Below are 13,937 nucleotides of genomic sequence, written 5' to 3'. Positions count from 1 at the left end.
GCTTCCAAATACAAGAGAGAAAAAGCAGCTCTTATATATTATAAGGGCAACTTTTTTCTCCTGTTAATACAACACAAAAGAAGTTTTTAGAAAAGAGACGGTTATTTTTTTTAAAATAAAATAAAATTTTCCATATATATGTCTTTGAAAAAAGATAATAAACTCAAATCCGAATTTTCCCAAATATCCATTCGTTTGGCATCGCCCGACTCCATATTGGAAAAATCTTTCGGAGAAGTTATCAAACCCGAAACCATCAACTACCGCACCTACAAACCCGAAAGAGACGGTTTGTTTTGTGAGCGTATTTTTGGTCCGGTAAAAGACTACGAATGTTATTGCGGCAAATACAAGCGCATTCGTTATAAAGGTATCGTATGCGACCGTTGCGGCGTAGAAGTTACCGAAAAGAAAGTACGTCGCGAGCGTATGGGACACATCAAATTGGTAGTTCCGATTGTACACATTTGGTATTTCAAATCATTACCCAACAAAATTGGTTATTTGCTCGGCGTATCTTCCAAAAAATTAGAATCGGTTGTTTATTATGAGCGTTATATTGTAATTCAGCCCGGAGCATTGGGAGATAGCGTAAAAAAACTGGATTTATTGACAGAGGAGGAATATCAGGATTTTTTAGAAACTTTAGATAAAAACAATCAATACTTAGACGATACCGACCCCAACAAATTTATTGCAAAAATGGGGGCAGAAGCCGTAAAAGATTTATTGTTGCAAATTAATCTGGACAATTTATCTTACGAATTGCGCCACCAAGCTGCTGTAGAAACCGCCCAGCAAAAGAAAACCGAAGCCCTCAAACGTTTGCAGGTAGTAGAGGCTTTTCGTGATGGCAACCAGCTCCACGAAAACCGCCCCGAATGGATGATTATCGATTATTTGCCGGTAATACCACCCGAATTACGTCCTTTAGTTCCTTTGGACGGTGGTCGCTTTGCTTCGTCTGACCTGAATGATTTATATCGCCGCGTTATTATCCGCAACAACCGCCTCAAACGCCCCATCAGCATCAAAGCACCGGAGGTAATTTTGCGCAACGAAAAACGCATGTTGCAAGAAGCGGTAGATTCTTTGTTCGACAACTCGCGCAAATCCAACGCCGTGAAGGCCGAGGGCGGCAGAGCCTTGAAATCACTTTCTGATGTATTGAAAGGAAAACAAGGTCGTTTCCGTCAGAATCTGTTGGGAAAACGTGTGGATTATTCGGGTCGTTCGGTGATTGTGGTAGGACCTGAGCTCAAAATGCACGAGTGCGGTTTGCCGAAAGAAATGGCTTCGGAATTATTTAAGCCGTTTATTATCAGAAAACTGATGGAGCGCGGCATTGTAAAAACCGTAAAATCTGCCAAAAAATTAGTAGATAGAAAAGAGCCTGTAATTTGGGATATTTTGGAAAATGTATTGAAAGGACACCCGATTTTGCTCAATCGTGCCCCGACATTGCACCGTTTGTCTATTCAGTCGTTTCAGCCCAAGCTCATTGAAGGGAAAGCGATACAACTGCACCCCTTTGGTATGTACGGCGTTCAATGCCGACTTCGACGGCGACCAAATGGCGGTACACGTTCCTTTGAGCAACCCCGCTATTTTGGAAGCACAATTATTGATGTTGTCATCGCATAATATCCTAAGCCCCCAAAACGGCGCACCGATAGCCCTGCCTTCACAAGACATGGTATTGGGTTTGTATTATATCACCAAAGGTCGCCGCAGTGACGAAACACGCATGATGAAAGGGGAAGGCAGAATGTTTTATTCTCCCGAAGAGGTGATTATTGCACTCAACGAAGGGAAATTAGAGATACACTCGTACATCAAAATAAAAACCAATGTACGTCAAAAAGACGGCAGCCTCAAAAGAGAATTGATAGAAACCACCTGCGGAAGGGTTATTTTCAACGAAGTAGTACCCAAGCAAGTAGGTTTTATCAACGAACTACTGTCAAAATCCAACTTGCGTAAAGTAATTGGCTCTATCATTCGCCTCACCGATGTACCTACCACTGCCGCTTTCTTGGACGACATCAAAGATTTGGGTTTCCGTTGGGCATTTAAAGGAGGCTTATCTTTTAGTTTGAAATATCTGATTACGCCGGACGATAAAGACGGCATGCTCGAAGCAGCACAAGCCGAAGTAGATGAAGTAACGAACAATTATCAAATGGGTTTTATCACCAATAATGAGCGATACAATCAGGTAATTGACATTTGGACACGCGCCAATAGCCGCATTACTGAGAGTTTGATGAAAAAATTAGAAGGCGATAATCAGGGTTTCAATGCGATATATATGATGTATCACTCTGGTGCACGCGGCTCTAAGGAGCAAATTCGTCGGTTGGGAGGTATTCGTGGATTGATGGCAAAACCGCGCAAATCGGGAAGTTCGGGTCCGGAGATTATTGAAAACCCGATTTTATCGAACTTCAAAGAAGGCTTGTCGGTATTAGAATATTTTATTTCCACACACGGTGCGCGTAAAGGTTTGGCAGATACCGCCTTAAAAACCGCCGATGCGGGTTACTTGACCCGCCGTTTGGTGGACGTAGCGCAGGATGCCGTTATTACTTCCGAAGACTGCGGTACATTGCGCGGTATTTATACCACGGCACTCAAAGACAACGAAGAAGTGGTAGAGCCTTTGAGCGAGCGTATTGTAGGCAGAACGAGCTTGCACGACATTTACGATCCTATCAACGAAAAACTTATCGTAAGAGCGGGAGAAGAGATTACTGATGAAATTGCGCAATTTATAGATGAGGAAACCGCATTAGAGGGTGTAGAAATTCGTTCGGTATTAACTTGTGAAGAAAAAGTGGGCGTATGTGTAAAATGTTATGGTCGTCATTTGGCAACAAACCGCATGACACAAATAGGCGATGCCGTAGGTATTATAGCGGCGCAGTCTATTGGAGAGCCGGGCACACAGCTCACCTTGCGCACCTTCCACGTGGGTGGTGTGGCATCTAATATCGCCAACGAATCACAATTACGCACCAAATTTGACGGTATTGTAGAGTTAGATGACGAGCGCGTAGTAGATTTTATAGAGGAGGACGAAGAAGGCAATGAAGTAATAGTGCATGTAGTATTGGGCAGAACGGCAGAGGCGCGTATCATAGATGCAAAAAACCAATCGCCAACTCACAAGTAATCATATTCCTTATGGTTCTAAGATTTATGTAAAAAGCGGAGACTTGCTCAAAAAAGGCGATTTAATTTGCTCTTGGGATCCATACAATGCCGTTATTATCAATGAAGTAAACGGTACCATTCAATATGAAAGTATTATTGACGGTATCACCTACCGCGAAGAGGCAGACGAACAAACCGGACACCGCGAAAAAGTAGTAATAGAGCCGAAAGATAAAAAACGTATTCCTACGATTAATGTAGTAAACAAAGCAGGAGACGTATTGCGTTCTTTTACTTTACCGGTAGGAGCACACATCAATGTAGAAGATAAAGAAGAAGTAATAAAAGGGACGATATTGGTAAAAATTCCGCGCGTAACGAGTAAAGTACGCGACATTACGGGTGGTTTGCCGCGCGTAACGGAATTATTCGAAGCGCGTAATCCTTTTAATCCGGCAGTAGTATCAGAAATTGACGGTGTGATTCGTTTCGGAAAAATCAAACGCGGCAATCGCGAAATCAGTGTAGAAGCCAAAGATGGCGAAAGCAAAAAATACTTAGTGCCCTTGTCCAAACACATATTGATACAAGACGGAGACTTTGTACGCGCCGGCACACCACTGTCAGATGGTTCTATTACGCCTTCGGATATTTTGGCTATCAAGGGTCCTTTTGCGCTGCAAGAATATTTGGTAAATGAAGTACAGGAAGTATATCGTTTGCAAGGTGTAAAAATCAATGACAAACACATTGAAGTAATTGTACGCCAAATGATGAAGAAAGTACAAATCATTGATCCGGGCGATACACGCTTCTTGGAAGGTATGGCAGTAAATAAATTTGAGGTAGTAGAGGAAAACGACCGCATTTTTGACAAAAAATTTGTATTAGATGCAGGAGATTCCAATAAATACAAAGCAGGGCAAATCATCACTTTGCGTCAAGCACGCGAAGAAAATTCCTATTTGCGCCGCAATGACCTCAAGCCCATAGAAACACGTTCGGTACAATCGGCAACCAGCAGACCTTTGTTGCAAGGTATTACGCGTGCTTCATTAGGTACTAGTAGTTGGATTTCGGCGGCATCGTTCCAAGAAACCACAAAAGTTCTCAGTACAGCGGCTATCGGGGCGCAAGTGGATAGCTTAGACGGATTGAAGGAAAATGTGATTATCGGTAAAATGATACCTGCCGGAACGGGGCAAAAACGTTTCAGCCGTTTGATAGTAGGCACAAAAGAGGAGCAAGAGCGTTTAAATCGTCAGGAGCGACTCTCACAAATTGCCGAAGAATAAAAGAATATAAATTAGAATACGATTAAATAAAAAGGCTGTCCTCAAAAAAAACAAGGACAGCCTTTTTTATTTAAAAATAATTAAAAATTTTTCTATCAATTATCAAGCGCGAAAACATATTTGTCTTTGATGTATTGAACAAATTAGCGATGCTATAATACATCAGGATTTAGGCAGAGCAGATTTAGCGGCAGCCTTTTTATTTGGTTTTGGCGGAGGTACAGTGGTGCTTTCTTCACTTGCAGGAATTGTGGCGGGTGCAGGTGTCGGTTTTTTGGGGATAAATAAAGCGGTAATGATATAAGTGGCGATGCTCAACGACAAGCCAAACCACCCAAAAATAGCCAGATACAAAACTGACGACAACAAAATGCCATAAGCAAAGCGGTTATCTTTAAAAGAAAAATTTTTAAATTTCAGTGCAGGAATAGGAATTTCGCTTACGAGCAAATAGCTGAATAATGCCGTGAGCAGTAGCAGCACCACCGGATTCAATAAATAATCTGCCAAAGCACTATTACTCCACGAAAGCCCCAGCAATCCGACAAAAAACAAAGTATTGGCGGGAGTGGGCACACCCAAAAAGCTGTTGGTTTGGCGAGTGTCGATATTAAATTTTGCCAATCGCAACGCCGAAAATAAGCTAATCACAAAACCCGCGAAAGGCAGCAGCGAAGCAGCCGGCAACTGCGGGCTATTTTGCAGCAGCCACACAATAATAGCACCGGGCACTACCCCGAAAGTTACTACATCAGCCAAAGAATCCAACTGTTTGCCCAAATCGCTCTGCACGCCCAGCATACGCGCCACAAAGCCATCGGCAAAATCGGCGGCGGCGGCAATAGCAATAAAAATAACACTTAACTGTACATCACCTTTAAAAATATGATACAAAGCCAAGCAACCCATCATCAAATTGAGCAGGGTGAGTAAATTGGGAATATGTTGTCGCATGTTGTTGTATTTTCTCTACAAATTTTTTACAAAAAAACATTTTATCACATAGCGTATTGCTAGGTTCGTGCTTTTATTTACGATTCATCAAATCTTCAATTTCTTCGGCTTCTATTGGTATATGCGCCATCAAATCCAAAGGTTCGCTATCAGTAACAAGCATCATTTTCCAAACGAATGCCCAGTCCTTCTTCTTTGATATAAATACCCGGCTCGCAAGTAAATACCATACCCGGGCTGCATGGGGCGATATTTATGTCCTACATCGTGCACATCTAATCCCAAAAAATGCGAAGTGCCGTGCATAAAATATTTTTATAGGCAGCCCATTCGGGATTTTGTTGTTGTATATCGGCTTTGGAGAGCAAACCCAACTGCAATAATTCCGCTTCCATCATTTTGCCCACTTCGCGGTGATAATCATCTATGAGCGTGCTGGGACGCAACAATGCAGTAGCGCCATTTTTACGCGCAGCACCGCATCATATACAGCGCGTTGGCGCGGCGAAAATCTGCCATTTACAGGAATAGTACGCGATAAATCGGCGGCATAATTGGCATATTCCGCACCGAAATCCATCAACAAAATATCACCATTTTGGCACACTTTGTTGTTATCGGTATAATGCAGGCAAAGAATCTGCACCCGAAGCAATAATACTGCCATAAGCTGGACGGGTGGCGCGGTGTCGCAAATACTCGTGCACAATTTCGGCTTCTATTTCGTACTCGGTTACGCCGGGTTTTACGAAACGAAGCACGCGGTCAAAAGCCTTATCGGTAATATCAATAGCTCGGCGCATCAGGTCAATTTCAATATCGCTTTTGATGGAGCGGATTTGGTGCAAAACAGGAGCAGCGCGGCGAAAATCATGCAAAGGAAAACGCTCACGCATTTCGCGGGCAAAGCGCAAATCTTTGTAAGGCACATCACTTTCGTAGCGGCTGTGTTCGTTTAAGTTGAGGTAAATATGCTCGGCAAGCTGCACCAATTCCGAAAAAACAGGCTCTAACTGGTTGAGCCACATTATTTTTTTTATACCCGACACCTGCTGTGCCTGTTCTTTGGTATATTTGTGTCCTTCCCAAGTGGCGATATGTTCGTTGGTTTCGCGCAAAAACAGCACTTCTTCAAAACCCTCTTTGGCACAATCAGGAAATAATACGAGTATGCTTTTTTCTTGGTCAATGCCGGAAAGGTAAAAATATCGGAATTTTGGCGAAAAGGGAAAGTTCCGTCGGCACTGCGGGGCATTTCGTCATTTGATAAAAAACAGCGATGGAATTGGGCAACATCTGCGCCGCAAAACGCTTGCGGTTTTGTATAAATAATTCGGGAGAAATTGAATCGTATTTTTTCATTTTTGAAATGATTATTTTTAATAAAAAGCAAAGTTACGGTTTTTTCCTGCGTATAGATGTTGTAAGATGAGTAAAAAAACGATAGAATGCAATTCAAAAAGCTGTTTTGGTAATAAAAGAAACACGTTTGAGAAGCGATAATGTTTTAAATTTGTGCGAACCTTATCATTCAACAACTTTCTGTTTTCATACAGCGTTTATACAATTTGTGATACCCTCCGAAAAACGCCTCTACTTTGCTTCCATGCTACTCAGCCGTAGCATTAATGGCTTTAAAAAAGCACATTGTTACGATTTTAAGCGGATTTTGGTAGTACGTTTAGACGAAATCGGCGATATGATTGTGTCGTTACCTGCTTTCGAAGCCTTGCGTCACCGCTATCCGAAGGCACATATTACTTTGTTGTGCAAGCCATTTGTAAAAAGTATAGTTGCGCCTACGCCCTATTTTGACCGCATTGTGGAGCAAGTAAGCGAACTAAATTCTTCCTCTTCTTCTTATGATTTGATAGTGGAAATGCGCGGCACTTGGGAAACGCTCCATTTTGCACAACGCCACCGTCCGGACATTCGCTTGGACAGGGGCACAGTGCGCCTCTACAACAAACTCTTCCAGAAGCAGCACCCGCACGAGGTATTTACGAATTTGCAAGTATTACAGCCTTTGTTCAAAACCCAACCCTTGCCTGCCGACCCGCAAATTCAGCTTTTTTTATGCCCCGAGCATCTTGCCTGTGCCGATGGTTTTTGCAGCAGCATCGTATCGGGGAGTTTGCGGTGTTTCATATCGGAGCGCGAAAAGCCCTGCGCCGCTGGAGCATACAGCGTTTTGCCGAAGTAGCCGCATATTTGAAAAAAAACTACCACTGGCATATTGTGTGGGTAGGCGATGCTACTGAGCAAAGCGACATTGAAGCGGTGCGCCAACTACTGGATTTTGAAACGTTTTCGTTTGCGGGAGTGGGTGGTTTAATGGATTATGCCGCTTTGGTGCGCCGCGCCCACCTGATGTTAGGCAACGAAAGCGGACCTATGCACATAGCGGCGGCGGCGGGTGCACCCACGATTGGTTTGTTCGGACCGGGCGAGCCACATGTTTTTGCGCCTTTCGGCAAAAAAGCGACCTTTATTCATCACAAGTTGCACTGCAATCCCTGCACACAACTGCACTGTGTATCACCCGAACGAACCTGTATGAGTTTAATCAGTGTAGCGGAAGTATTAGAAAAAATCCGGCAACTGCAACCTTCTTTGCCTCCTCAAACGCCCCATTTTACCGCACAACCTTTGTAAAAAAAATTAAAGATAATTGACCTCTTTTTCGTCATAAAAGATTTTATCATAAAAATTAATGATATGAAAACAGCACACAAAAAAGTAATAATTGTAGGTGCAGGCTTTGGTGGAATAGAGTTGGCAAAAAAACTTAAGCATTTACCCTTTGATGTATGGTTGTTGGATAAGCATAATTATCATTGTTTTCAGCCATTATTGTATCAAGTGGCAACAGGTGGTTTGGAGGCATCAAGCATTGCCTATCCGGTTCGCCGCATTTTCAGGGGATATAGCAATATAGAGTGCCACGATGGCAGCAGTACAAGGCATCAACACCGACCGCCGCACACTCAGCACCGACATTGGCGAATTTGAGTACGATTATTTAGTGATTGCAACGGGCAGTACCAATAATTTTTTCAATTTTGAACCTATCAAACAGCAGTTATTTCCCCTCAAAAGTGTAGTAAATGCCTTGGATATTCGCAGTTTTATCATGCAAAATCTGGAGTTGGCAGCCATTACACAAGATGCCGCCAAACGTGCGACATTGATGAATATTGCGATTATAGGCGGTGGTCCGGCGGGAGTAGAGGTAGCGGGTGCACTGGCAGAGATGAAACGCTATGTGTTTCCGAAAGATTTTCCGAACCTTGATTTTTCTCAAATGAATATTGTATTGTTCGAAGCAGCCCCGCGCTTGCTGAGTGCCATGTCGGAACACGCTTCTGCAATGAGCCTGCGCGATATTCAACGCTTGGGAATTCAGGTACAATTGAATACAATGGTAGAAGACTACCGCGCTGATTTGATATATTTAAAAGGCGGCGGCACATTTTCTACGGCTACGGTAATTTGGACGGCGGGCGTAAAAGGCAATCCTTTGGCGGGGCTTGCCGCCGATTGCATAGTAGGAGGCAACCGAATAGCGGTAAACGACTACAACCAAGTAAAGGGTTACGACCATATTTTTGCCATTGGCGATGTTGCCTCACAAACAGACACCGAAAATCCGAAAGGGTTGCCGATGCTCGCTCCGGTGGCGGTACAACAAGCGCATCATTTAGCCAAAAACCTCCAACGCCTTGAAAAAAATCAGGATTTGCAGGCTTTTTCTTATCATAACAAAGGCGTAATGGCAACCATCGGAAAAAACAAAGCAGTAGTAGATTTGCCGAAAGTAAAATTTCAAGGCATATTTGCGTGGTTTGTATGGATGTTTGTACACATTTTACTATTAGTGGGTTTTCGCAACAAAATCATTACCTTTTTTGATTGGTTCATCAACTACATCAATTACGACCGTCCCTTGGGCTTAATCATAAGACGTTTTCATAAAACTTATACCGAAGAATAAACCAGAAAGCCCCCAGTACCGAAATGAAAACATTGCTATTCGGATAAAATAAATAAGCGGCTTATCTTTGCAGACTTAAAATAACAGCTGTGGATAGTGTAGAACGTGCAACGTTTACAAATATCTTATCATCTTTTAAATTTTTAGTAAATAAAAATACGCCGTATCCCCTCTTTATTCATCAATCCGAAGTGCAAAAATTTACATGTTTGAACTTTTACAAATTTTATGGAAATGGCGCAAAGCCATTTTAATCGCTTGTGCAGTGGCAACTGTTGGCAGCATTATCATCAGTTTGTTATTGCCCAATCAATATAAATCTACTGCTATTTTACGCCCCATCAGTCCTACACTCCTCGACCGTGCCGCTATTTTTCCAAAAGAAGGCTCAAAAAATGAAGTGTATTTATTTGGCGGAAAAGATGACATAGACCGTTTATTGTCTATCGGTGGGTCGGGGGCTTTGTATGGATATTTGATACAGAAGCACCATTTATATGCACATTACGGCATCGACAGCACGGCGAAAGAAGCAGAATTTAAGGTAATGAAAAAATTGACAAATAATTACGAAATTCTAAAAAATACCTATAACGAAGTAGAAGTGCAGGTAACAGACAAAGACCCCGTATTTGCGGCACAATTTGCAAATGATATTACCAATAAAATTGATGAAATAAATAGAGGAATTATTTTTGAAAAAAAGAATGATATTTTAAAAACGCTTCAGGTGCAGCACAATCGCTTGCAGCAAGAAGTAAAAACATTGAGCGACAGCACGCGCCGCCTCATTGCCGAAAACCCCCGCGACACCATCAGCAGTGGAGTATTGTATAAAATGTTGCAAAGCAAACTCAACGAATTTGGGGGCGTAAAAGAAAATTTGGAAGAGTCGCAGGCAGTTCAGCAAATGAATATGTCCACCATTTACATTACCGAAAAAGCTACCGTAGCCAGCCGTAAATTCAAACCCCAGCGCAGCCTGTTGGTATTGGGAACGTTGCTGATTACTTTTGTCTTGGGTGCAATGGCTGCCGTTTTTACTGAAAAATACAAAGAATATCAACAACAAAACGGCATATCGCAATAAAATAATACATACCTTTGCACACATTTTATTCAAAAGCCCTCTTTACAATATTGTATAAGGCTTGTAGTGTATATTTCACATTTTTGTTTTTAATATTATCCATTTAAACATATTATGTCAAAAGTTTTGATTATTGGCGCGGGCGGCGTGAGCAACGTGGTTGTAAAAAAATGCGCTCGTGTGCCGGAAGTTTTCAGCGAAATTATGCTGGCGAGCCGCACGCTCTCCAAGTGCGAAGCCATCGCTGCACAAATACCCGAACAAAAAATACAAACCGCACAGGTAAACGCCGACAATGTAGCCGAAGTAGTAGCGTTGATACGCCGTTTTCAGCCCCAATTGGTGATAAATGTAGCTTTGCCATATCAGGATTTGCCGATAATGGACGCTTGTTTGGAATGTGGGGTGCATTATTTGGATACCGCCAACTACGAGCCTAAAGACGAAGCGAAATTTGAATACAGCTGGCAATGGGCATATCAGGAGCGTTTTAAAGCGCGCGGTATTATGGCTTTGTTGGGCTGCGGCTTCGACCCGGGCGTAACACAGGCATTTACCGCCTACGCTGCCAAACATCATTTTGACGAAATGCACTTTTTGGATATAGTAGATTGCAATGCCGGCGACCACGGACAAGCCTTTGCCACCAATTTCAACCCCGAAATTAATATTCGCGAAATTACGCAGCCGGGAAAATACTGGGAAAACGGCAAATGGGTAGAAATTCCGCCGATGAGCATCCATAAACCGATAGATTATCCGAATGTGGGATACAAAGAATCATACTTGTTGTTTCATGAGGAGTTGGAGAGTTTGGTAAAACACTTCCCTACTTTGCGCCGTGCCCGTTTTTGGATGACTTTCGGGCAGCAATACATCACGCATTTAACAGTGCTGCAAAATGTGGGTATGACGAGCATCAAACCCATCAAGTTTCAGGGAATGGACATCATACCTTTGGAGTTTTTGAAGGCGGTATTGCCGGAGCCGGGTACTTTGGGCGAAAATTACACCGGAGAAACCTCCATTGGTTGCCAGATTAAAGGTGTATATGAAGGAAAAGACAAAACATATTTTATATACAACAACTGCAAACATCAAGATGCGTATCGCGATGTGCAGGCGCAGGGGGTGAGCTACACTACCGGAGTGCCGGCGATGCTCGGGGCAAAAATGATGCTCACGGGCAAGTGGATGCAAGCGGGTGTATGGAATGTGGAGCAGCTAAATCCCGACCCGTTTTTGGCAGAGTTGGGCACGTATGGCTTACCTTGGCACGAAATCATCAATCCCGAATTACCACATCAATACGATATATAATTCAAAATAAATAGAACAATTTGTTTTTTTATTTATTTATCTGAATACTGTTATTATTTAAAAAGAAAAAAAACAACTATAAATCCAACATACATAACAACAAAAACATGAAAAAAATATTTTTTTCGTTGGCTCTTGTGAGCCTGATGGCAACTGTTAACAGTTGCAAAAACCAACCCGAAAGTGATAAAGCCACCGTAGAGCCTGCCAAAGAAACAGCAGCACCTACAGAAGCCACCGCCACCGGAACTGCCTATAAACTCAATACCGCCACCAGCAAAGCCACTTGGATAGGCTCTAAGCCGGTGGGCAAACACAATGGTACTTTTGATTTCAAAAGCGGCTCTATCCAAACAGATGGCACCAACATCACCGGCGGCGATATTATTATTGATGTAGCTTCTTTGAAAGCTTTGGATCAGGACGAAAAAGGAAATACCAAATTAGCGGCGCACTTAACTTCTCCCGATTTTTTGGATACTGCCAAATATCCTACGGCTATTTTTGTTATTACGAGCGTAGCTCCTTATACAGCCCCTGCCAATCCTGCCGAAAAAACGGTATTGCAAGGTGCTACACACAACATCACAGGCAATCTCACTATTGGTGCTAAAACCAACAGTGTAACTTTTCCTGCAAAAATTACAATGGACGCAACCACATTAAAATCAGAGTCTTTGTTTAACATTGACCGCAGCCAATGGGGTATCAGCTATGGCAACGACAAATCGTTGGGCGATAAATTCATCAGCCCTACTGTTACTTTAGGTTTTAACTTAGAAGCAAGTAAATAATAATAATTTCTATTTATTTTAATAAAAAAAAGCCTTCCGTCGCAAAACAATGCACGGAAGGCTTTTTTTGTGGATTAGGTAAAATTGAAAGAGAAATTTCTTTTTCTACAATTTCAAAATATCTTTGGTGAGGGTATGGAGCAATTCGCCGCGATGGGTGATGATGCTTCCTTTGGTGATGTCTTCGTCCATTTCCCACCTAAAACCATCTTTATTGGCAAGATGCAACAACAAAGTGCTGATATTTTTGGAGTATAATTCGCTGGCATTGAGGGGCAGCAAAGACGGCAAATTGGACTGACCGATGATGGTGACACCGTTTTTCTGTACAATTTTGTCTAATTCGCTCCATTCGCAGTTGCCGCCCGATTCCACCGCCATATCCACTACTACTGCTCCGTGCTTCATCGTTTTTATCATATCGCTGCTCACGAGCAAAGGAGCTTTTTTGCCGATAACCAGGGCTGTAGTAATGACCAAGTCGGCATCTTTGATGTGGTGAGCGATGAGTTCTTTTTGTTTTTGTAAAAATTCAGCCGATACTTCTTTTGCATAGCCGCCCTCTGTTTTTACGCCACCACCTTCTACCATCAAAAATTTTCCGCCCAAGGATTCCACTTCTTCTTTGGTTTCGGGGCGCACATCGGTTACTTCCACCACTGCACCCAATCGGCGGGCGGTAGCTGTTGCCTGCAAACCCGCCACCCCTGCCCCAAAAATCAGCACCCGCGCCGGTGTAATGGTGCCGGCGGCGGTCATCATAAGCGGAAATATTTTGCCCAGCGCACCAGCACCGAGCAGCACCGCTTTATATCCCGCCAAATTCGCCTGAGAACTGAGAGCGTCCATTTTTTGCGCCCTTGAAATGCGCGGCACGGCATCCATGGCAAAAGAGGTAATGCGTTGTTGCAGCAGTTGTTTTACCAATTCGGCTTGGGTGTAGGGATACAAAAATGAAATAATGACGGCTTCGGAGCGCAGCGTGGCAACTTCTTCGGTGGTGGGTGCATTTACTTTGAGCAATACATCGGCGGTGGCGAGCAGCGCGGCTTTGTCGCTGTGTAGTTGCGCTCCGGCGGCTTCGTAGTCGCTATCGGCAAAAAAGAGCGCGTACCTGCTCCACGTTCTATTGCACATACAAAACCCGCTTTGGTGAGTTGTTTTACACCATCGGGCGAGAGAGCCACTCTGTTTTCGGCAGGGCGTGTTTCATTAACTACAGCTATTTTCAAGGCAAAATTTGATTTTTAAAAATTTGGTAAAAATGAAGCAAAAATTGACAAAAAACTAAGTATATTATACAGTCAATATGGAGCAGTAAGCTATTACAACCG

Annotated in this window: 6 protein-coding genes and 4 pseudogenes; 7 read left to right on the top strand and 3 right to left on the bottom strand. The window is 43.0% G+C overall.

The genetic code is table 11. The annotated features are described in order from the left end of the window. Positions 1–138 precede the first annotated feature (138 nt). Positions 139–4,451: pseudogene (rpoC, locus tag IPL35_10250) on the top strand (DNA-directed RNA polymerase subunit beta'). Positions 4,452–4,613: 162 nt separating this feature from the next. Here rpoC and pssA read toward each other — a convergent pair. Together pssA and IPL35_10240 are read right to left on the bottom strand one after the other, a co-directional pair. After that, positions 4,614–5,405, bottom strand: coding sequence for a CDP-diacylglycerol--serine O-phosphatidyltransferase (gene pssA, locus IPL35_10245; protein MBK8443753.1), 792 nt, complete (start codon positions 5,403–5,405; stop codon positions 4,614–4,616). Positions 5,406–5,478: 73 nt separating this feature from the next. Continuing rightward, positions 5,479–6,660 (bottom strand): annotated as a pseudogene (locus IPL35_10240) (aminopeptidase P N-terminal domain-containing protein). 315 nt (positions 6,661–6,975) lie between these two features. Here IPL35_10240 and IPL35_10235 point away from each other — a divergent pair. The 6 genes and pseudogenes from IPL35_10235 to IPL35_10210 all read left to right on the top strand — a co-directional run bounded on the left by IPL35_10235 (position 6,976) and on the right by IPL35_10210 (position 12,603). Continuing rightward, positions 6,976–7,608, top strand: a complete 633-nt coding sequence (locus IPL35_10235) for a glycosyltransferase family 9 protein (GenBank protein ID MBK8443752.1) — start codon at positions 6,976–6,978, stop codon at positions 7,606–7,608. Then, a complete protein-coding gene (locus IPL35_10230) occupies positions 7,545–8,060 on the top strand; it encodes a glycosyltransferase family 9 protein (protein ID MBK8443751.1) in 516 nt (171 codons plus the stop codon). Before IPL35_10235 ends, IPL35_10230 begins: the two co-directional genes overlap by 64 nt. A gap of 63 nt (positions 8,061–8,123) precedes the next feature. Beyond that, a pseudogene (locus IPL35_10225) lies at positions 8,124–9,399 on the top strand (NAD(P)/FAD-dependent oxidoreductase). A 205-nt stretch (positions 9,400–9,604) separates the two neighbouring features. After that, a complete protein-coding gene (locus IPL35_10220) occupies positions 9,605–10,489 on the top strand; it encodes a hypothetical protein (GenBank protein MBK8443750.1) in 885 nt (294 codons plus the stop codon). Between the two features lie 114 nt (positions 10,490–10,603). After that, positions 10,604–11,809, top strand: coding sequence for a saccharopine dehydrogenase family protein (locus IPL35_10215; GenBank protein ID MBK8443749.1), 1,206 nt, complete (start codon positions 10,604–10,606; stop codon positions 11,807–11,809). Between the two features lie 107 nt (positions 11,810–11,916). Continuing rightward, a complete protein-coding gene (locus IPL35_10210; protein ID MBK8443748.1) occupies positions 11,917–12,603 on the top strand; it encodes a YceI family protein in 687 nt (228 codons plus the stop codon). A gap of 105 nt (positions 12,604–12,708) precedes the next feature. On the opposite strand, the pseudogene IPL35_10205 reads toward IPL35_10210, so the two are convergent. Then, a pseudogene (locus IPL35_10205) lies at positions 12,709–13,835 on the bottom strand (Re/Si-specific NAD(P)(+) transhydrogenase subunit alpha). Positions 13,836–13,937: the final 102 nt, after the last annotated feature.

This window comes from Sphingobacteriales bacterium (assembly GCA_016711285.1).
Taxonomy (GTDB): Bacteria; Bacteroidota; Bacteroidia; order Chitinophagales; family UBA2359; genus JADJTG01.
The sequence above is the reverse complement of the archived record's forward strand: the minus strand, read 5'-3'. Positions and strand labels throughout refer to the sequence as shown.

Bases quoted from the DNA above. Each gene is read 5' to 3' on its own strand.
- pssA (MBK8443753.1), bottom strand. From the start codon at position 5,405: ATGCGACAACATATTCCCAATTTACTCACCCTGCTCAATTTGATGATG.
- IPL35_10220 (MBK8443750.1), top strand. From the start codon at position 9,605: ATGTTTGAACTTTTACAAATTTTATGGAAATGGCGCAAAGCCATTTTA.
- IPL35_10215 (MBK8443749.1), top strand. From the start codon at position 10,604: ATGTCAAAAGTTTTGATTATTGGCGCGGGCGGCGTGAGCAACGTGGTT.
- IPL35_10210 (MBK8443748.1), top strand. From the start codon at position 11,917: ATGAAAAAAATATTTTTTTCGTTGGCTCTTGTGAGCCTGATGGCAACT.